Here is a 19,795-nt window from a genome sequence, read left to right as displayed (position 1 = left end):
GAGCGTATGCGTGTAAATTATGGAACCGCCGTGTACGGAACCGTACGCACGGTGGTGTGAGAGGTCGGAAGCCGAAGGCTTCCTCCTACTCGATTCATCGAAACAGCCCCAGCTTATTTGTTTCAGGCAAAAAAGCTAGGGCTGTTTTTTTAAAAAAGATAAGTGTATTTGATTTTTGACAAAAAATGTAGCGCAGGTGCTCTGGCATCCGCGGCAAGCGAGCAATCGAAGCGCAATTGTTGCAAAAAAGGACTTGCTGAAGCCAGGTTTTTCTGAATGATGAAGTACATGACTTTTGCCGCATACAGAAACGCAATTGCTATAAATAGGAAACGGGTGTAGCTCAACTGCGTTATTTTATTAAGTTCTCAAAGACATTTTTTACTTTCGGTGTCACATAATGACTGCCACCGTGTTTCTGTGTATTTTCTATCAGTATGGTCACCAGCAGTTTCGGATCCTTTGTATTATAGGCGATGAACCAGCCATTCTCGCGCCCAGACTTGCCCTGCTTCTTTTTGAATTCTGGGGTGCCCGTTTTCCCAGCGAGCGGTATACCCGTAATAGCAGCGTCATGTCCGGTGCCGGCAGGATTTGAAATGACCTGTGTTAAATCTTTATTCAGCAATTGAGCGGTTGCCGCGCTCATGGCTTGCTTCTTCCAATAGCTGGGTGCTGCATCGGTCAGCAGCAGGCGGGGTTGAATCATGTTGCCCTGATTGGAAAAAGAAGAATAAATCAACGACATTTCAAGTGGTGTGACACTGACCTCGCCTTGACCATAGCCAGAATTCGCGAGTAGCAAATCACTGCCGAGTTTGCCATCATTGGAAAGCGTCGACCGCTGCATTGGATAAGGAAAAGGAATGGATTCGCCAAGTCCGTATTTACGCGCATCGCTAGCGAAGGCGGCTGCACCGATTTTCAGCGCAGTCTGCGCAAAGTAAATATTATCAGAACGGTACAAGGCGGATGCGAGATTCACTTTCGATGCGCTGTCGAGCCGTGTGACATAATAATTGCCCCAAGACGCATCCTTCTGCCAGCGTTTGCCCTTAATCGCGATCGCTTGATTGGGGTCAATGGCCTTTTGATCCAGTGCGATCGCTGCAGTGAGTGCCTTGAAAACAGATCCGGGTGTGGATGCCTGAGTAAAACGATTCATCAGTGGTTTCATTTTATTTTCACTTAATTTCTGATAATCAGCGGCGGACAGGCCAAGTACGAATGCATTGGGATCATAAGACGGAGCGCTGACCAAACCAAGTACATCACCGGTTTTCGGGTTAAGAGCGACCGCTGTTCCTGCATCATTTTTCATTTGCGCATAGAGCGTGTCCTGAACTTTTTGATCAATGGTTAAGTGAATATCCGTTCCGTTTTTCGGTGCTTTTTGGGCAACAATTTTCTTCTCGTTTCCATCCTTATTCAAAATGCGAATGACGGCACCGTCGCGAGCACGCAATTTGTTTTCATAAATCTGTTCCAGACCGGTTCGTCCAATCATCGAATTGGCAGTGTAGCCTGCATTCGGATGGGCCTTCAGAATATCAGCAGTGACTTGTCCAACGTAGCCTGTGAGGTGACCGCTCGCTTTGCCATCCGGGTAAACGCGAGTCGCGATGGTTGTCCGATAAACGCCGGGCAAATTGGTTACCTTTTTAATTAAACTTGTGTCTGAAGCAGAAATCACTTTAATCGGAACGAGGCTGTCTGCCTGTACCCATCCTTGATTTAATGCTTGATTGATTGAATCGGTTGTGGTGCCGAGTAGCTGCGCAACCTGTTTGAGCGTTTTGTCCCGCGCCGCTCCGGTCCCCAGCTTACCTGGCACAAGATCGATGCGGGCCGCGTTACCATTCATCGCGAGCGGCTTGCCATTACGATCGAAAATTTCACCACGGTTGGCGGGTTGCGTCGCAACAGAAACGGTATCGCCTGTTTGCATCCCAGGCAGAATCAGAGAGGGATTCCATTTGAGATACCAATTGGTTTCTTTCCCGTGCTTTTCTTGAATCATTGGGACGGATTCTGAGAATCGGACGGGCCCTGCTGCTGTTTCGAGTACGCCCTTGAAATGGACGATTGTCTTCTTGTTCTTGTCTGGCTTAACCGAAGTATGGAGGGAACCTGCCTCGATACCACTGTAAATTTTCGTATAACGAGCAACAAAATCGTGTTTGCTAATTGCTTTTTTTGCGGATTTTGACAGGAGCGCGTACATCCCGCCGAAATCTTTTTTTTGCCAGGCTTTGGTATAGCCTTGAAAGCGATCGCTTGCCGATTGCTGCGCCCCACATCCAGCGAGTAAGAGAAGAGCGATGAAGATCAGGCAAGGGATAATCAATTGTTTTTTTTGAGACACGGTGCACCTCCAGATAAAATTTTAGCGGCGAGAAGGAAAATGAGCCGTCGATTCCGCGAAATGAGCGGATTCACTTTACTTCTCTTATTATACGTTAGAATGTCTAAGATTTCAGAAAAATTAAGTATAAGAAAAGCTAAATGCAGCGAAGGCGCGAGAATTATCAGAGACACAAAAATTTCGTAATTTGGCGATGATTCATTGGCTATCGTGCAGCTTAAATTTGAAAATGTTGGGTTGTTTCAGTACGATTAAGGGAAGAGAATCATCGTTTGCAGAAATACGCCACATTTAGTTAGGGTGAGGGAAGTCAATTGGCCAGAAGCGCAAAACATTCATCGGTTGATGTCGCGGACAAGCTCAACGCGTGGTACCTTGCAATTCAGAACTATAATCTGAAAGAATCGCATCGATTAAAAAAAGAAGTGAATCAGCTTCTTGAAAATATGGAAAAAAATCAGGATGTGCTTCTCTACTATTCGCTTCTTGATTTTCGCATGCAGTTGAATCAGGAACAACCTTTGAATGAAGACGAGATGCGCGCGGCAATTACGCATGTTGGGGAGAACTACTCGGATCTGACTGGAATGCTTGATTATTATTTCTGGCTATTTAAGGGAATGTATGCCTTTAAGCAAAAGCAATTTTCAGAAGCGCTCGCCCATTATAAATACGCTGAAGACCAAGTGGTTCGCTTGAATGACAAAATTGAGGCAGCTCATTGCTACTATCATTTAGCCGAAGTCTACTATACGTTGAATTACCCGTTAATTTCGATTCGTTATTCGCGGGCAGCTCTTGAAGTCTTCGGCAAAAATCCGGATTACTACCGCTACAGATTTCTGTGCAAAAGCTTGATTGGCAGTAATTTTCTACTTCGATTGCATGTCGATGAAGCGTTGCAAGTTTATGAAGAAGCTTATGAATTAGCATCTCACTATCAGGATGAATTTCTGCTTGCAATCGCCCGGTTTAATCTTGGCATAGCCTCAATGAATCAAAAGCACTATCAGGAGGCGGAACATTATTTTGAACAGACAGCTGCAGCCTTTCGAAAGCACAATTCGCATCATTTGCCAAAGGCACTCTGCAGCTTTGTCGAATCTTTGATCATGCAAGGCAAAGAAGAACAGGCAGAGCTTCACTATCGCGCAGCACGTCAATCCGCGGAGGTCTGGAAGGATAAGGAATATCTTGCCAAGCTATCAATTATTCATGAGTTGTTTCCAGCAAAAGGGGATCATCAAGTCATTAGAGCAGCCTTTCAAACACTCATGGATTTAAATTTATTTTCTTGGGTGCAAGAGTATGCGCTAATCGTTGCCCGATCGCTTGCCAAACGCGGGGAATACCAAGAGTCTATCTACTATTTTGAACTGAGTCAAACGGCTTCAAAAAAGATGCTCAAGGAGTGAAAACATTGAACCAAATGAAAAGGCGACTTGTCATTGGATTTATGCTCACTGTGCTTGGTATTGCTGCTGTAACTGCTACGTTTGACGGGGAAAAACAGACTGCGGATGCACCGATTACCGGATTTTCGATAATACACCCGCCCCGTTGATTGGGCCATTGAATCTGAAGAATCTCGATAAAAATGATAGAATGAGAGACAAGATGTAACATACGGAGGCGCGCAAGTAATTTGAAACACATTTTGACTAATGACTGGGAATCGCTTCTAGAACCAGAATTTCAAAAAGACTATTATCAGAAGCTGCGTTCCTTTTTAAAAGAAGAGTACAGCAATCAAACGATTTATCCGGATATGTATGATTTGTTTAATGCACTTAACTATACGCCCTATCACCAGGTGAAGGTGGTAATTCTGGGGCAGGATCCCTATCACGAACCGGGTCAGGCGCACGGGCTGAGCTTTTCAGTGCGGCCAGGTGTGCGCCAACCGCCATCCCTGCAGAATATTTTCAAAGAACTAAACGACGATTTAGGCTGTCCGATTCCGCGTCATGGCTGCCTGATCGAATGGGCGCGCCAAGGCGTGCTGATGCTGAACACTGTTCTGTCCGTACGGCGCGGGGCCGCCAATTCACATAAAGGGATGGGCTGGGAACAATTTACCGATACAGTGATCCGCGACCTGAACGCACGCGAACAACCAATTGTTTTTATACTCTGGGGAAGGCACGCGCAGGCTAAGGAAGAATTAATTACGAATGCGCATCATTTTATTATTAAATCGTCGCATCCAAGTCCTTTTTCGGCGCGTTACGGTTTTTTCGGCAGCCATCCGTTTTCCAGAGCCAATCACTTTCTCAAATCTGCCGGCGAGGAACCGATTAATTGGGCCATATCGCTGGAAGAACCGAGCGTTTCAATCTGAGTCTGACAGCAAAAAAAAAGAGATCTGGCATCTGCCAGATCATTTTTTCTATTCAACGAATCAGTGGGCCGCCGCCCGTAGAAACGGTTTGAAACGAATCAGGGCAACAGCGAGTCCTGCAAGACCAATAAGAAGAAGCACGAGCAGATTCAACCAGATTTCGGACAGGCCATAGCCACGGATCATCACGTCCTGAAGGCTACTCATTGCCCAATACTGAGGTGTGAAATAACCAATTTTCTGAGCGAATGACGGGAGTATGTCACTTGGAAACCAGAGTCCGGCGACAATAGCACCGCCAAGGGTCAGTAATTGTGTGATGCCGAGCCCTTGGTTCTCACTGCGGACAACGAGCGCAAGGCAAAGGCCGAGCCCTGTGCCGCAAAGTGCCAGACAAAGGACAATCAGCGTCACGGCTAGCGGATTGCCCAGATGCAAGTGATAAAAGAAATAGCCGGTAGCCAAGAGGACCGTGCATTGGATAATGACGGAGAGAAAGGCCGGTACCCACATGCCGATGAGATAGCTAATCGGTGAAAGCGGCGTGCTCTGCAGCCGAGCAATCATGCCTGAATCTTTTTCCTGAAAGAAACGACGGACCATCGAATTCATAATGAAAAAGACAAACATAACGGTATAGCCCGGGACAATTTGTGACATGAAGTCGACGTGTTTACTGTTCTCCGTAACGGACTGGATTTGAATCGGTGCCATCAAGGTCTGTTTGATCTGCGCCTCGGTTTCGCCATGTGCTTGGAGCACATGAGCAAGCTTTTGCTGCTGATAGCCAGTGACAATATTTTTCAGCACGGCTTGAATTGGCGCCGTTTCACTGGACTCGGCAGCATCCGAATAAAAATGCAGATTGGCTTTGCCATTTCGAAGACCTGCGCTGAAACCTCGGTCGATCACAACGAGGGAAGACAGTTTACCCGCTTTAATCTGCTTGACTTGATTGGCTACGCTTGTGTGATTTTCCTGTGTTACTTTGAATCCCTTAATCGTATCAATTTGCTTAATTAGCGCCTTGGATGCCGCGGTTTGATCGAGATCGTGAACGGAAACCGTCAGTGTCTGTGAATTGGCTTGATTGAAAATCGATCCGAAGACGACGATGAAGATCAGTGGCATTAGAATAAGAAAGAAAAAGTTCCCTTTTTCCCGTGCCATCAATTTGAGTTCTTTAATTACCATTGCGATCATCACGGATTCACCTCTTTTATTATTCATCGCGAAGACGCGTACCGGTTAACGATAGGAACACGTCCTCAAGAGAAGGTTTCATTAATTCAATGGCATGTAGGGGACCGATTTTCCCTGCAGCCGCATCGTCCAACAGTTGACGCATGAGGCTAAGCGGTTGATCACATTCGAGAATCAACCCTTGGTGGTGCGGTGTGATTTTCTTAATTGCCGGATAAGCTTCTGCACCCAGCGCATTCTGGTTCTCAATATAGACTGCTTTTTGCGAAAAACGGTCAAGAATATCGCTGAGCGATCCTTGGGCGATCATTTTTCCGTGATCAAGAATAGCCAGTTCATCACAAAGTGCCTCGACTTCTTCCATATAGTGCGTAGAGTATATGATCGTCACACCGGCATCACGTAAACGCCGAATCATCCCGAAAATGTGGTTCCGTGATTGCGGGTCAATACCGACTGTTGGTTCATCCAGAATCAGAATTTGCGGCTCGTGTAGCAAAGCACTGGCAATATTGATCCGCCGCTTCATGCCGCCTGAAAATGTCTTAACCAAATCATTCGCCCGGTCGAGGAGTCCGGTATCAGTGAGAACGGTGCGGATTCGTTCTTTAAGCTGTTTTCCTTTAAGTCCGTAGAGGCCACCGAAAAAGATTAAATTGTCTTCCGCACTTAATTTTTCATAAAGCGTGATCTCTTGCGGCACATAACCAACCACTTTCTGAACCATGTCCCGCGCTGTGGCGACGTCATGGCCGAGTATTTTAATGCTGCCGGTCGGTGTCTCAAGAATGCCTGTCAAAAGCTTCATCGTCGTTGACTTTCCAGCGCCGTTCGGGCCAAGAAGGCCGTAGCATGACCCACGCGAAATGGAAAAGCTGATATGATCAAGTACCGTGTTTGTGCCAAATGTCTTAGTCAGATCATCGACATCAAGAATGGTTTTCATGACAATTCCCCCATTTGTTCATCAGATAACAGCTGTCTTTTGACGCCGCAGCAATCATGCACTTTCATTGAATATCTGCTTTATGCTCCAGCAGCCATGCCGAGAAGATCAGCAGCAAAAGGGCGATAATCAGGCTGCAAGAAATGAGAAAGAAAAACGTCTGCCCATTAGTCAAGAAAAATGTATATCCGCCAAATGAGGAAAAAAAGAACCAGAAAAGGCCCCAGAGAACCCAGAATTTGTTCAATGCATGGCGCCAACGTGTCAGAAAAATGGTGCCAAGCGTAAGCCCAGAACTGACCATCAGCGGCAGGACAAGAAGATCAAGCAGAACGGGTTCAATACCGCGTTGCAAAAAGTGAAGGAAGGCCGAAAGACTGCCACTCTGGCTCAATAGTAACGCCATCGCAACGTAGGCGATAATCGCAAGAAAAATGACGCTGATAATCTGAACGCTGCGAAGCATCATCGCCCAGAATTTTGAGCTAATCAAGGTTAGTCGTGCGTACGGTAGTGCGAGCCACCAGCCAACCGTATCCTGACGCAATTCATGCCTGATAGCACCAATAGAAATACCGAAAGCGATCCAAGGAAGCCCCCAGCAGACATTCCAAATGAGTCCTAGATCATGGAAATGGGTTTTATTGTTGAGAAGGAAGAGAACAATTATTGCGATTAGGCCATAGAAAATTAAATTAGTTGGCCGCCAAATGGAACGGTGACCGGTTCCGCGTGTCCAGCGCTTGCGATTGAATTCATGACAAATAAGCGGAAGAAAAAACAATTTTTTCCCATTATCTGAAATCATAGCTGTTCCTCCTCACTTAACTGGCGTGCGAGGCGGTCAATTGAACCGAATTCGGCACGCAGCGCTTCAGCAGATCCGGAAAAACGAAGATGCCCCTTGCTGAGAAAAAGTACATTATCAAATAAGCCTTCCGCTTCGGTAATCTCATGTGTGCTCAGCAGCAATGTCTGCTGGCGTTCACTGATCGCATCAATCAGACCATCCATAATCGCGGCGCGCGAGGCTCCGTCAATTCCGGAAAACGGTTCGTCGAGAATAATCAAAGGAACGTCGCGGCAAACACAGAGAATAAGCATCAGGCGTGCCTCCTGGCCTTTTGACATGCCCTGGACCGGCATTTCGAAAGGCAGATGCATTTGCTCCGCCATTTTTTTTGCCAGGCCGCTATCAAAGCCAGGGAGAAATTGTTCGCCAAAGCGCAACGTGCCTTCGGTCGTGTACTGTTTATACCAGCGCGCGCGATCCGGCAGATAGGCGATCTGACGATTCGTCTGCCAGCCAGGTGCGCGGCCAAGAACGGTTAACTCACCACTGTCGGGGGAGACAAGCCCTGTCACCATCCGGAAGAATGTTGATTTACCTGCTCCATTTGCACCGAGCAGAGCAGTTACAGACCCCCTTTCTACCTGAAGCGTTAATTGATCGATCGCTTGTTTTTGGCCATAGCGCTTGCTTAAGACCTTCGCCTCAATAACAGGTTCGCTCATTGCGACAGCCCCCCGCTTTGTTGTGTCTTAATATAGTCGTTTATTTCACGTAAGTTGAAGCCGAGCGCATGCATTTTGTCGAGATAGTTTTGGGTATAGTCCGCCGCAAAATGATTGCGAAATTGCTGTATGCGGCTGCCTGATTGTGTCACGAATGTGCCTTGCCCACGTCGTTTCTCTATCAGACCGTCACGTTCCAACTCCTGATAAGCATGCATTACGGTGTTTGGGTTAATTTTCAAATCATGAGCCATATCTCTGACCGATGGAATCTTCTCACCCAAGCCAATCGCTCCTTTAGCAATTAAACTGCGCATTTGCATCAGTACTTGTTCATAGAGAGGTTGACTGAAATCAATCTGAAATGTCAAATTGTCAACCTGATACGCCTTCAAAGGCAGCCCTCCAATAGGTGTGCTATAAATGATTCAAGTGTATTATATCATATAGTACACTAAATACAATAGATTTTTTATAACGCTTGTTAGACATTTCAGAAAACGAAAAACCCCCTGAGCAGCCGGAGCGCAATGGGTACAAAAAAGGACTAGGCTAAGCCATGTCTTTCTCCAAACATAAGAGTGTATATGACTTTTGACGAAAAATGCAGCGCAGGCGCGAGACGCCTGCGGGAAGAGCAGGACAAGGAAGACCCCGCAGATTCCCAGGTTGTCCGAGGAGGCTTCCGTCCTGCCCGCGGCAAGCGAGCAGCCGCAGCATATTCGATGCAAACAAGGAATGAACATCAGTAGAGTAGGGTCGTGAATCAGCAGAGTAGGGTCGTGAATCAACAGAGTAGGGCTGTGAATCAGCAGAGTAGGGTCGTGAATCAGCAGAGTAGGGCTGTGAATCAGCAGAGTAGGCTGTGTTATCAGCAGAGTAGCGCCGCGCTGCATCCCCGGCAAACAGCAGTTGACTAGTGGCCAGGCTAAGTCCGACGCTCAGAAAACACATTCAGACTTAAAACCGCGGCATAAAATTGCAGCACGGCTTTTGCATAAGAATGTAGCGAAGGCGCGTGACGCCTGCGGGAAGAGCAGGACAAGGGAGACCCCGCAGATTCCAGGTTGTCCGAGGAGGCTTCCGTCCTGCCCGCGGCAAGCGAGCAGCCGCAGCGCAATGGGGTACAAAAAAGGACCGGGCTAAGCTAAACTTATGTAAATGAAATGGTTCGGATAAAAGATTGAGGTTTGGAGACAAGCAAAAAAGAAACAGCAGATAGGATTCCGTCTGCTGTTTCTTAGAGTGGGTTCGAAGGATTCTCCTGCAACCAGCGCTCATAAAGCTTGCGCCGGAGCAGCTTGTGTGCGGCATTTTCCGGCAATTCGTCACATAAGATTACTTGCTTCGGCACTTTATAATGCGCCAAATGGCTGCGGCAAAGGGCGATCAAATCGTCAGCGTCAAAGGCATCGGAACGATGGACAGTGACGAACGCAATCGGTTTCTGGCCCCAAGCACTATCGGGAATGCCAATGACACCGGCACCAGTCACATTCGTATCAAGCCGCAGTACAGCCTCTACTTCAGCGGGATAAATATTTTCGCCGCCAGAAATGATCAAGTCCTTGCGTCGATCCAGTACAAAAAGGAAGCCATCCGCGTCAAGATAACCGATATCGCCAGTTCGGAACCAGCCATCAGTGAATGCATCACGGGTCGCGTCTTCCCGGTTGAGATAATGACTGAAAACGGTTGGCCCTTTGACAAGAATTTCACCAGGTTCCCCTGCCTCAGCGGGACGGGTGCCTGAATCGATCTGAATCTGGAGCGGGAACAACGCTTTCCCGGCGGACCCGGCTTTCGCCTGCATATATTCAGGTGGCAAGGTCACGCATTGCGAAGCGGTTTCAGTCATCCCATAGGTCTGATAAACGGGAATTCGCCGCTCCAGGCAACGCTTAAGCAGGACTGGCGGGACAGGGCCGCCGCCAAGCAGGACGCAGCGAAACGTATCTGGAAAACGCGCCGCGCCTGCATCATCCAAGACACGTTGCAGCATGGACGCGACTAACGAAATGTGGCTGACTTTGCCTGCAAGTATCTGTTGATGGACGTCAGCCGCATGAAAATGGCGACATAAGAAGACCGGCATGCCGTAAATCACATTTTTTATTAAGAGAGACAGACCGCTGACATGAAAAAGCGGGACGCAGCACAGCCACTCGTCCGTCTCCCTTAGCCCGAGATTAATCAATGAAGCATTGGCATTCCACCAATGGCTGCCGTAAGTGAGGACAACCCCTTTTGGCCGACCCGTCGTGCCCGATGTATAGATAATCGTGCATGGATCGTTGAGACTGATTTCACGTTGTAGCACTGGCTGTGGCAGCGTGTCTGTCGCTTCTTCAAGCAATTGTTCAATTGTCAGCAATTGGCAGTTGGTGTTCGCCTGTTGTGCTTTTTCATAAGTTGCCAAATCGGCAATCAAAAAACCTGCGGCGCAGTCGGCCAATTGAAACGACAACTCACGCTTAGCAAGGCGTAAATTAAGTGGGACACAGATCGCGTGCAGGTACATCAGTGCATGCTGTGTCCGTACAAAATTCAATGTGTTTTCCTGCAAGACCGCGATATGGCTGCCTTCGGCGATACCTTTGCTGCTGAGAATACAGGCGAGTTGCCGTGCCGACTGATCGAGTTCGTGGAAAGTAAGTCGGCTGTTTTCTGTTTCATAAGCGATCCGCTCCGGTGTCAGCAGGGCGCGTTGATGCAGCCAGAGCGGCATCCTGGTTTCTTGCATCGGGATCACGGAAATTTCGGGAACTTGCTGAAATCCGGATCGCGTTTTTCCTTGAATGCGTCGCGCCCTTCCTTAGCCTCATCCGTGGTGTAATAGAGCAGTGTCGCGTCGCCGCCGAGCTGCGCAAGACCGGCAAGTCCGTCGGAATCAGCGTTGAATGAAGCTTTCAGGAAGCGTAGCGCAGTCGCGCTTTTGGAAAGCATTTCTTTTGCCCATTTGACCGTTTCCGCTTCAAGCTGATCGAGTGGCACAACGGTGTTGACAAGGCCCATATCAAGAGCTTGCTGCGCATTATACTGACGGCAGAGGTACCAGATTTCACGAGCTTTTTTATGGCCGACGATTCTCGCCAGGTAACCAGCGCCGTAGCCAGCGTCAAAGCTGCCGACTTTCGGTCCGGTTTGTCCGAAGATGGCGTTGTCCGCCGCGATTGTCAAATCGCAGACGATCTGCAACACGTTGCCGCCGCCAATCGCGTAACCGGCAACCATCGCAATGACCGGCTTCGGAATAATGCGGATCAGGTGCTGAAGATCGAGCACATTGAGACGCGGAATATTATCCTTGCCGACATAGCCGCCGTTCCCGCGCACTTTCTGATCACCGCCAGAACAGAACGCTTTGGTGCCAGCACCTGTTAGAATGATCACGCCAATTGAGCTGTCATCGCGCGCTCGGGCGAACGCATCGATCATTTCCATAACCGTATTTGGTGTAAACGCGTTGCGCACTTGAGGACGATTAATGGTAATTTTGGCTATGCCTTCGTACGTTTCGAAAAAGATATCTTCATAATCACGGACTTTTGTCCATTCGATAGATGACATGTTGTGACGCTCCCTTTCAAGATTCACGATTTTGTCGAAAATTGCATTTTTATTGTAGCATATTTGGCCGGCTGTCTTCAGCGATTAAGATCCTGCTCAAGGTTTTACTCGCAGTAAGGAAGAGCAGACGCAAGCAATTGTCCCGAACGGATTTCTTCTAGTCCGGCTGCCGTCAGTCGGACATACGGTAAATGCACGGCTGTTAAAAAAAGCAGGGTGAAAAATGGATCACCGAATCGGTAGCCATTGCACTTCATCGCCTCTAGCCACTGCGCACAGTCACGAGACAGTGTCTCAACAGGTTGGCTGCTCATAACACCCATGATATCGAGTTGAACTTCGCAGTGGCTGCCATCTGAAAAACGCGATGCAATGCCATGAAAGCCATCCTTTACTTGTTGAAAAAGTGCGTGCAGTTGTTTTTTATCCTTACCGATGAACAGAATCATTCCAGAGGCGCTATACGTGCTAGCAAGAGCAGAAACACCCGTGGCAAATCCTCGGATCCGTGTGGTCAAATAGCTGCATGTGTTCGGATTGAAAGCAAACAGAAAGTGCTCATTCGCGGCGAGCGCGGCACCTTTTTCAAAAGTATAGGGACGTGTGATCACATCATTAAGCAACGAAAGGCCGATCGTTGCGCTGTCTGTTGGTGGTAATTGACTCGGCAGATGGACGGGATGCGCGTTAGCGAAAACGCGATGAAGCAAATCCGCAAGATTGCCAGATGCCTGCCGCTCGTCCGTCCACTTGCCGGCAAACATCGTGCGGACGGGTTGCGGCTCTTCAAGCGCAGCAAGAACATTCAGATGAGCGAGTCGTCCGGGGGCAATCACGCCGGCCAGATGATCGAGATGATAATAGACTGCAGGATTGACTGTGGCCATTCGGTAGGCGACCGCAACCGGTACGCCGCAACGGATCGCTAGCTGGATCATACGCGCGTGAGTCGCCTCTTGTAAAAAGGGCAATGTGGCCCCGTCGTTCGTCAGCATCAGCTTCGACCAGTCGAGCGAGTGGTTATTCGCAAGCGCGGACAGAATATCCGGCAGATCACGGCGAATGGAAGAGTAACGCAGTGCCGTATAGTAACCAAGCTCCAGCCGGTGGATGACATCGTCTGCGGTCATCGACTCATGGTCGGCGCTGATACCTGCTGCCGCGAACAGATTAAGCGTATTTGCTGAGGCTCCGGGAAGATGGCCTTCCATTCGCGCGAGTCTATGGCGAACAAGATATAATTTTTCAGTCAAATCGTCGGATCCCTTTTTAAAAGGCAGCCAATGACTCAGTTCGCCGCCTTGAACAACGGCGTCGTTTTCCAGCCAGGCTGCGAAAGCCTTGTTATCTCGCGGCATTCCCTCTTCGAAATAGCTCCACCACAGCCAGTCATGAGTGCCTGTCTGGTCAAGAGCACGCGCCATAGCAGATTGCGTTTCAGGAGACAGGTACTGGGCGAGCGGTCCGTTGTCGTTAACTGAGATCATCGTGCCCGCGCGCGTCAGGTATGTGCCGAGCGAATAGGGATTATAGAGCTGAAAAGGGTGGCTATGTGGTTCGATGTAGGCAGGAACGACGATTTGGCCCGGGTCCAATTTGCATAGTTTATCAGCCGTAGCCGGTTGATCCGGACCGACGTAAGCGATGTATTTGCCGGAAATCCAGATGTTTGCCCGGCTCAGCCGACCGGAATAGGTGTTCAGTAGGCGAACATCGGGAATAAGCACAGTTGGCGTTTGAAGTCCACGCACGGTGTCGATTAACTGCCGGTGCTCCTTTTCGTTCGGTACGTCGATCATATTCAATCACTTCTTATACAAGAGTTTGTTCTGTTTTCCTTCATTATACAAAAGGAGCCAAACGGTTTCATTTTTTGCATGGGAAAATTTACATGCACCCAGTTGAGTAACTATGGCCCGCTCGAACCTTTGCCTATTCCGCTCGATCAAAAAAACAGATTCTCCTGCTAAAGGGATGCGTTGCACCACTTCTGAACCGAGAAATCTGTTTCCCAAATTGTTAAAGCAGCTCATTATTGCGCGCGGAAATGGGCAAGCCGAAATCGCAGACGTGGCATATGCCCGCCGCGCATGCGATCGATAATCAAAAGGAAAAGCAAGTAGCCGATGGCGATGCCGACAATATACCAGAGCGTGGCGTGAATGCCGAATTGGTCAATCGCAAGTCCAGTAATGGCCGGGAAGAAGGCTGAGCCCAGCCCGGACAACCCGGAGATGATCGGTGTGACCATACTTGCACTGTTTGGAATCGAATAATTGGCAAAAACAAGAGTAATAGAATAGATACCGGACATCATCAAACCGAGAATGGCGACAAATCCGAAACCAAGCCACGCGTTTTTCAGAAGAATGAAGAGAACAAGCGACACAATCGCTCCGGAAATATTGATTAGTAGATAATTGCTGTATGTGATTTTGCGAATAATCCAACCGGTTAGCGCGCGTCCAATAACCATAGAGCCCCAGAAAACGCCAACACTGAGCGAAGCGAACCATGCAGCTTGATTCAGATAATGGATGAAAATAGACGACATGAAATTGTTTAGACTGCCTTCGAGTCCGCCATACAGGAAGATAATCACAGCGAACAGACCAAGAATAATCGCCTTTTTCCGTGCCGAGAGCACGACTGGTTTCGAAGAACCTGATGCGTCAAGTGGTTCTTTCCCTGCTTCGCTCTGACGCGAATAAGGAACACGTGTCCAGATATATGCGAGAAAAGCGGCGATCAGCGCGGTGATCAGGAATAGATAGCGCCAGATACCGAGCGCGATAAAGAAGCTAGCGAGCAGCGGCATCAGAAAAGCACCGAGTCCGAAGGCAACTTCAAGATAGCTCATCGCAACAGCCTGCCTGCCAATAAAAACTTCAATGAACATTGTTGCAACGACAATGCCAATCGCGGCAGAACCGATGCTGTTCAGAAAAAACAGGGCGACAAAAATCGGGAAAGGCGGCAGGAATAGAATCGAAAATTGGGCAACAGCAATCACCAACGCTGACAGAGACAGGATAGGCCGCGGCGGAAAACGGCGATTTAGCCAGGATGTGATAAGCACACCAGTCATGAAGCCCATTGCGCCGATAAATATCATTTGTCCACCGACTGTATAGGAGAGTTGGTAATGGCCGAGCAACTCGGGCAGAACCGATCCAATAGAAATGGATGTCAGGCCGGTCAGAAAATAGAGGGCGCAAGAAGCAAGAGTAAACAAACGCATGAAGGGACTCCTTTCATCAAAAAACAAGCGATTAATAAAGAACCGTATAGCTTTATACGCCAAGAATACATAAAATTCGAAGGAAGCTAAGCAAAAAGAGCGAACAGCCAAAGCACGTTGAGGCACAAAAGATTTGGCCAAGTCAAGTCTTTCTCAAGGCGCGAGACGCCTGCGGGAGAAGCTTGCCAGCGTGCGACCGCAGCGTATTTTTGTAAAAAAGGACGAGGCTGATTTTTCTCACAAGAGAACTCCGTTTACGCGAAAGCTTAGCGGTTTCCAGTTTGAAAAATTTCGCATGCAAACACGTCAGCGATCGGGCACCTACGGAAAGAAAGGCCCGATCGCACGAAAAAATTATGGGTAGATATAAAAATAAAAAAGACGCGCAAACAAATACCGACGCGCGTTATCCGATAAAATTGTAACAGGATTGACGCTAAGATGAAAGAGTTTTGCCGCACTTTCAATAAATTGCCGCAAGAACGCACGCTAATGAAGTATAGCGAACTGCTAATAGTATTGATATAATTAATTTATCAAAAGAAAAAAATATTTCGGGAGGCCCCTATGGATCAGTCAATTACTTTTACTGAAAAAGATCAGCTGAAGGCAAAACCGGAATCGGTGCAACTGGGCTTTGGAAAGTACTTTACAGATTATATGTTTGAAATGGACTATTCACTTGAAAAAGGCTGGCATGATCCGCGGATTGCCCCCTATGCGCCTGTTGCGCTTGATCCAGCGGCGATGATCTTTCATTATGGGCAAGAAGTATTTGAAGGATTGAAAGCCTATCGGGCAAAGGACGGTCGCATTCTACTGTTTCGTCCGGAAAAGAATATGAAAAGGATGAACCAGTCCTGCGCGCGTTTGAATATCCCGAAAATTGATGGAAAATTTGTCATTAAAGCTATCAAGAAACTGGTGGCTATTGAAAAGGACTGGGTACCGACTGAGCCAGGACAGTCGCTATATATCCGCCCGTTTATTATCGGTACGGAACCGTTTCTCGGTGTGCATCCATCGGGAAGTTATAAACTGCTTGTCATTTGCTCCCCGGTCGGCTCTTACTTCGGGCGGAACACGAAACCAGTAAAAATCTATGTAGAAGATGAATTCGTCCGCGCGGTTAAAGGCGGTGTTGGCTTTGCCAAAACGAGCGGTAATTATGCGGCCAGCTTGCGGGCTCAAACAAAAGCTGAAGAACTAGGTTTTGATCAAGTCCTTTGGCTCGATGGCGTGGAGCATAAATATATTGAAGAAGTTGGCAGTATGAACATCTTCTTTAAAGTTGACGGAGAAGTATGGACTCCTGAACTGGACGGCAGTATTCTTCCAGGCATAACACGCGATTCAGTGCTTGAATTGCTCAAAAAGTGGGGCGTACCCGTCAAGGAAAAGAAAATTTCAGTGAAGAAGCTTTTCAAAAAGGCAGAAAAACAGAAACTGGAAGAAGTTTTTGGTACGGGAACAGCAGCTGTGATTTCTCCCGTCGGCTTCCTGAAATGGGAAGATCGGGTCGTTAAAGTCGCCAACGGAGAAACAGGTAAACTGTCCAAGAAATTATATGAGACACTGACGGGTATTCAAAACGGTACGATAAAGGATGATATGGGTTGGACTCAGGAGGTTGTCGCCGCTTCGACTTCTGATGCAGCAGCTGAGCCGGCTGGAACCCCTGATGTTGTCTCTGAGGCGGCTGTTACGGAATAATAGGAGAAAGTCAGCAGACACTGAAGGGATGAACAGAATGCGTGAAAAAGTCAACAGCTCAGTGCGGGCCATTTCAATCAGCGGCATCCGTCGTTTTTCTGAGCGGGTTAAAGAATATCCAGATGCTATCTCGCTGACGATCGGCCAACCGGATTTTCAGACACCAGAGCATGTGAAAGAAGCGGCAAAGACAGCGATTGATCACAACCATACAGCTTACACATCAACACCCGGCACACTGGAAGTTCGCCAGGCGATTGCTGCGTATGCCGCGGAGAAATATAAGCTGCATTACGATCCGGCAACCGAAGTGCTGACCACAATTGGTGCCAGCGAAGCGCTTGACCTCTCGTTCCGTACACTGCTCGAAGCGGGTGATGAAGTGATCATACCTGGGCCGGTGTACCCGGGTTATCCGGCGCCGATTCAGCTCGCTGGCGGGGTGTCGGTTTACTGCGACACGCGTGATAGCCAATTTAAAATGACTGTGGAACAGATCAAGGACAAACTCACTGATCGGACAAAAGCGATTGTCATTCCTTCTCCAGCCAACCCGACCGGAGCGGTGATGCGTGAAGAGGAATTGCGGCGCATCGCTGAGTTCTTAAAGGACAAAGACATCTTCGTTATATCCGATGAGATTTACAGCGAACTGACTTATGGCGTCAAACACGTGTCGATTGCGACATTTCCAGGTATGCGTGAGAAAACGCTGGTCATTAATGGCTTGTCCAAGTCGCATGCCATGACCGGTTGGCGTTTCGGCTATATTCTCTCAGACGCGCCGTTGATCAGCGAGTTGGTGAAAATCCATCAATACAGCACAGCCTGTATCTCCAGTATTACGCAGGATGCAGCGATTGAAGCGCTGATCAACGGGAAAGACGATGCAGTGCCGATGCGGCAAGAATATGAACGACGACTGGATTATGTGATCGGTCGGTTGAACGAGATGGGATTAGATACTGTGCGCCCGGACGGCGCGTTCTATGTTTTCCCGTCGATTGCCAAATTTGGTCAGACATCCGAGGCGTTTGCGCTTGATCTGCTTGATAAAGAGCGCGTCGCTCTTGTCCCTGGCACCGCGTTTTCCGAATATGGCGAAGGGTATCTGCGGCTCACCTACGCCTATTCGATGGAGGAACTGAAAGAAGGGTTGGATCGATTGGCACGCTATGTCGATTCGCTTGCTGCTCGTCAAAATTAATACGGATTAATAAACAAAAACAGGCAAGAGTACATAGACTCTTGCCTGTTTTCTTTTAAGCGATGTTTAAATTTAATGTTGTTTTTCTGAGCAAAAGGCAATGTGTGAGACGCCCACGGTAAGTGAGTGGCTGAAGTGTGATGAAGAGAAGCGAGATACGCAAACCCGCATTCAGCCGCAGCGTATTTACTGCGAAAGACTAGGCTTAGCCAAGTTTTTTCTTTCACTCAATGGTCAAGGTATTGCTCGTTTTCGGAAATCTTGGTCCTTGGATTCTTAGAATGCCATTGGCAAAAGAAGCGCGGGTGCGCGAACGATCTATTGTGTACGGAATGCTCACAATTCGCTCTGTATGATCGAAGCGCCGCTCTCGCGAATGCGTTCCATTTTCCTTGTGCGTCGCTTCCAACTCCAGGTCATTCTCGACGATGATACGGATTCTGCTGTCGAGTAATTCAATATGAATCGATTCGCGCGGAATTCCGGGTAATTCCGCTTCAACAATCCAGTTTTGCTTCGTTTCAAATGATCGAACTGGAAAGGTTTTCGGAAACGCTCCGTGGTTTTCAAAGAACGCGTCAATGGATTTCAGCACATCCTGAAAAGGGTTCTGCTGAAAAAAAGCGTCAAGATCATTCATCAGATTTCGGGGAGCAGGCTTCTTTTGCTGCCTTGGATCCTGCTGATCCATAGTCATTCCTCCTTCTTTTAACCAATCTACTCCAACATATGAAAAAAAATGAGTTCCGTTCGGGCAAATTAATGGCGCCACGTGAAAAATACGGGAAAAGGCAGCGTGCAACGCAATCGCGCAAATCAAAAAGTAATGTTAGGCCGCCGCTATCCAGGAGAAGCTAAGGAAAACACTATCGGGGGAAGGGCGAATGGAATTAAACGGGGCTTCGCGAAATAATTGCGCCTTGCTCATTATCGACATGATGAACACACTTGATTTTGGCGAAGGTCCGCTGCTTTTAAGGCAAATGCAGCCGATCATTGAGCCAATTCGATCACTCAGCGCGCAAATGCGCGCTTCAGGGCTGCCGATCGTTTATGTCAATGATAACGCAGGCAAATGGCGGTCAGATAAAGATGATATTATTCATTGTGCGCTGCGCGGACCGGCTGCTTCATGTGTCCAAGCACTGCTACCGCAGCCCAGCGATTATTTTATTGTCAAACCGAAACATTCCGGTTTCTTTGCGACGCCGCTCCAGGCACTCCTGACGAGCCTTGAGGTTCGGACGCTGATTCTTTGCGGTGTTGCCGGAAATATTTGCGTGCTGTTTACCGCAAATGATGCCTATATGCGTGACTACCGCCTCATTGTTCCGCGTGACTGCTGCGCGTCAAATGTCCCGGAAGATAATCATTATGCGCTCCGGATGATGGAAAATGTACTCCAGGCGGATACACGTGAGCAGTCGGAATTAGATGGGAACAACCTTTGAAGAAGCGATCAGCGGTGAGGTGAATATGGATCGGATAAGAACGTAGAAGATTTTGCACAAAAAAAAGTAGCGAAGGCGCGCGGCAAGCGAGCAGCCGAAGCGCAATTGTTAAAAAAGGACTTGGCTATGCCAAGTTTTTCTGAACAAATGATAGACGAATAGCTGAATTCATTATAAAATAATAATAATTAAAAATGTCCAATATGCTGTCTTCCCTTTGGAAGGCAGCATATTGCGTTTTAA

General features: G+C 48.1%; 18 protein-coding genes. 6 read left to right on the top strand and 12 right to left on the bottom strand.

Annotated elements, in window-relative coordinates; genetic code table 11:
• Positions 1-352: 352 nt before the first annotated feature.
• Positions 353-2,365 carry a penicillin-binding transpeptidase domain-containing protein gene (locus JOC27_RS09690; RefSeq protein ID WP_205007095.1) on the bottom strand — a complete coding sequence of 671 codons (2,013 nt, stop codon included), beginning with the start codon at positions 2,363-2,365 and terminating at the stop codon, positions 353-355.
• Between the two features lie 314 nt (positions 2,366-2,679).
• On the opposite strand from JOC27_RS09690, the gene JOC27_RS09685 reads away from it, so the two are divergent.
• From JOC27_RS09685 to JOC27_RS09675, 3 genes are all read left to right on the top strand, one after another.
• Positions 2,680-3,780 carry a Rap family tetratricopeptide repeat protein gene (locus JOC27_RS09685; protein WP_205007094.1) on the top strand — a complete coding sequence of 367 codons (1,101 nt, stop codon included), beginning with the start codon at positions 2,680-2,682 and terminating at the stop codon, positions 3,778-3,780.
• A gap of 5 nt (positions 3,781-3,785) precedes the next feature.
• Positions 3,786-3,929: a hypothetical protein gene (locus tag JOC27_RS09680; protein ID WP_205007093.1), complete on the top strand. Its 144-nt coding sequence runs from the start codon at positions 3,786-3,788 to the stop codon at positions 3,927-3,929.
• Between the two features lie 81 nt (positions 3,930-4,010).
• On the top strand, positions 4,011-4,706 hold the full coding sequence (locus JOC27_RS09675; protein ID WP_205007092.1) for a uracil-DNA glycosylase: 696 nt from the start codon (positions 4,011-4,013) through the stop codon (positions 4,704-4,706).
• Positions 4,707-4,766: 60 nt separating this feature from the next.
• Here the strand turns inward: JOC27_RS09675 and JOC27_RS09670 are convergent, their stop codons facing one another.
• The 10 genes from JOC27_RS09670 to JOC27_RS09625 form a co-directional block, all read right to left on the bottom strand.
• Positions 4,767-5,909 (bottom strand): ABC transporter permease, encoded by a 1,143-nt coding sequence (locus JOC27_RS09670; RefSeq protein ID WP_239530237.1) that lies wholly within the window; start codon positions 5,907-5,909, stop codon positions 4,767-4,769.
• 19 nt (positions 5,910-5,928) lie between these two features.
• Positions 5,929-6,855 (bottom strand): ABC transporter ATP-binding protein, encoded by a 927-nt coding sequence (locus tag JOC27_RS09665; protein ID WP_205007090.1) that lies wholly within the window; start codon positions 6,853-6,855, stop codon positions 5,929-5,931.
• A 64-nt stretch (positions 6,856-6,919) separates the two neighbouring features.
• Positions 6,920-7,663, bottom strand: a complete 744-nt coding sequence (locus tag JOC27_RS09660) for a hypothetical protein (RefSeq protein WP_205007089.1) — start codon at positions 7,661-7,663, stop codon at positions 6,920-6,922.
• The gene (locus tag JOC27_RS09655; protein WP_205007088.1) at positions 7,660-8,370 is read right to left on the bottom strand and encodes an ABC transporter ATP-binding protein; all 711 of its coding nucleotides are present in this window, start codon (positions 8,368-8,370) and stop codon (positions 7,660-7,662) included. Before JOC27_RS09655 ends, JOC27_RS09660 begins: the two co-directional genes overlap by 4 nt.
• Complete coding sequence (locus JOC27_RS09650; RefSeq protein WP_205007087.1) at positions 8,367-8,765, bottom strand: GntR family transcriptional regulator; 399 nt, start codon at positions 8,763-8,765, stop codon at positions 8,367-8,369. Before JOC27_RS09650 ends, JOC27_RS09655 begins: the two co-directional genes overlap by 4 nt.
• A gap of 157 nt (positions 8,766-8,922) precedes the next feature.
• Complete coding sequence (locus JOC27_RS09645) at positions 8,923-9,324, bottom strand: hypothetical protein (RefSeq protein ID WP_205007086.1); 402 nt, start codon at positions 9,322-9,324, stop codon at positions 8,923-8,925.
• Positions 9,325-9,610: 286 nt separating this feature from the next.
• Positions 9,611-11,098: an o-succinylbenzoate--CoA ligase gene (locus JOC27_RS09640; protein WP_205007085.1), complete on the bottom strand. Its 1,488-nt coding sequence runs from the start codon at positions 11,096-11,098 to the stop codon at positions 9,611-9,613.
• Between the two features lie 20 nt (positions 11,099-11,118).
• Positions 11,119-11,940, bottom strand: a complete 822-nt coding sequence (gene menB / locus JOC27_RS09635; RefSeq protein WP_205007084.1) for a 1,4-dihydroxy-2-naphthoyl-CoA synthase — start codon at positions 11,938-11,940, stop codon at positions 11,119-11,121.
• A 104-nt stretch (positions 11,941-12,044) separates the two neighbouring features.
• Positions 12,045-13,739: an adenine deaminase C-terminal domain-containing protein gene (locus tag JOC27_RS09630; RefSeq protein WP_205007083.1), complete on the bottom strand. Its 1,695-nt coding sequence runs from the start codon at positions 13,737-13,739 to the stop codon at positions 12,045-12,047.
• Positions 13,740-13,972: 233 nt separating this feature from the next.
• Positions 13,973-15,181 (bottom strand): MFS transporter, encoded by a 1,209-nt coding sequence (locus JOC27_RS09625; protein WP_205007082.1) that lies wholly within the window; start codon positions 15,179-15,181, stop codon positions 13,973-13,975.
• A 567-nt stretch (positions 15,182-15,748) separates the two neighbouring features.
• Here JOC27_RS09625 and JOC27_RS09620 point away from each other — a divergent pair.
• A complete protein-coding gene (locus JOC27_RS09620; protein ID WP_205007081.1) occupies positions 15,749-16,894 on the top strand; it encodes a branched-chain amino acid aminotransferase in 1,146 nt (381 codons plus the stop codon).
• 37 nt (positions 16,895-16,931) lie between these two features.
• On the top strand, positions 16,932-18,101 hold the full coding sequence (locus JOC27_RS09615) for an aminotransferase class I/II-fold pyridoxal phosphate-dependent enzyme (RefSeq protein ID WP_205007080.1): 1,170 nt from the start codon (positions 16,932-16,934) through the stop codon (positions 18,099-18,101).
• A gap of 223 nt (positions 18,102-18,324) precedes the next feature.
• On the opposite strand, the gene JOC27_RS09610 is transcribed toward JOC27_RS09615, so the two are convergent.
• Entirely contained in the window at positions 18,325-18,792 is a 468-nt protein-coding gene (locus JOC27_RS09610) for an Hsp20/alpha crystallin family protein (RefSeq protein ID WP_205007079.1), read from the bottom strand.
• A 193-nt stretch (positions 18,793-18,985) separates the two neighbouring features.
• On the opposite strand from JOC27_RS09610, the gene JOC27_RS09605 reads away from it, so the two are divergent.
• Complete coding sequence (locus JOC27_RS09605) at positions 18,986-19,552, top strand: cysteine hydrolase family protein (RefSeq protein ID WP_205007078.1); 567 nt, start codon at positions 18,986-18,988, stop codon at positions 19,550-19,552.
• Positions 19,553-19,795 lie beyond the last annotated feature (243 nt).

Origin of the sequence: Sporolactobacillus spathodeae (assembly GCF_016908935.1) — a bacterium.
GTDB lineage: Bacteria > Bacillota > Bacilli > Bacillales > Sporolactobacillaceae > Sporolactobacillus > Sporolactobacillus spathodeae.
Note: the sequence above shows the minus strand (reverse complement) of the source record. Positions and strands in the feature narration are given on the sequence as shown.

Coding starts and splice junctions, on each gene's coding strand:
- JOC27_RS09665 (WP_205007090.1), bottom strand. CDS start 6,855: ATGAAAACCATTCTTGATGTCGATGATCTGACTAAGACATTTGGCACA.
- JOC27_RS09645 (WP_205007086.1), bottom strand. CDS start 9,324: ATGTGTTTTCTGAGCGTCGGACTTAGCCTGGCCACTAGTCAACTGCTG.
- JOC27_RS09670 (WP_239530237.1), bottom strand. CDS start 5,909: ATGATCGCAATGGTAATTAAAGAACTCAAATTGATGGCACGGGAAAAA.
- JOC27_RS09615 (WP_205007080.1), top strand. CDS start 16,932: ATGCGTGAAAAAGTCAACAGCTCAGTGCGGGCCATTTCAATCAGCGGC.
- JOC27_RS09605 (WP_205007078.1), top strand. CDS start 18,986: ATGGAATTAAACGGGGCTTCGCGAAATAATTGCGCCTTGCTCATTATC.
- JOC27_RS09620 (WP_205007081.1), top strand. CDS start 15,749: ATGGATCAGTCAATTACTTTTACTGAAAAAGATCAGCTGAAGGCAAAA.
- JOC27_RS09610 (WP_205007079.1), bottom strand. CDS start 18,792: ATGGATCAGCAGGATCCAAGGCAGCAAAAGAAGCCTGCTCCCCGAAAT.
- menB (WP_205007084.1), bottom strand. CDS start 11,940: ATGTCATCTATCGAATGGACAAAAGTCCGTGATTATGAAGATATCTTT.
- JOC27_RS09655 (WP_205007088.1), bottom strand. CDS start 8,370: ATGAGCGAACCTGTTATTGAGGCGAAGGTCTTAAGCAAGCGCTATGGC.
- JOC27_RS09660 (WP_205007089.1), bottom strand. CDS start 7,663: ATGATTTCAGATAATGGGAAAAAATTGTTTTTTCTTCCGCTTATTTGT.
- JOC27_RS09640 (WP_205007085.1), bottom strand. CDS start 11,098: ATGCCGCTCTGGCTGCATCAACGCGCCCTGCTGACACCGGAGCGGATC.
- JOC27_RS09625 (WP_205007082.1), bottom strand. CDS start 15,181: ATGCGTTTGTTTACTCTTGCTTCTTGCGCCCTCTATTTTCTGACCGGC.
- JOC27_RS09630 (WP_205007083.1), bottom strand. CDS start 13,739: ATGATCGACGTACCGAACGAAAAGGAGCACCGGCAGTTAATCGACACC.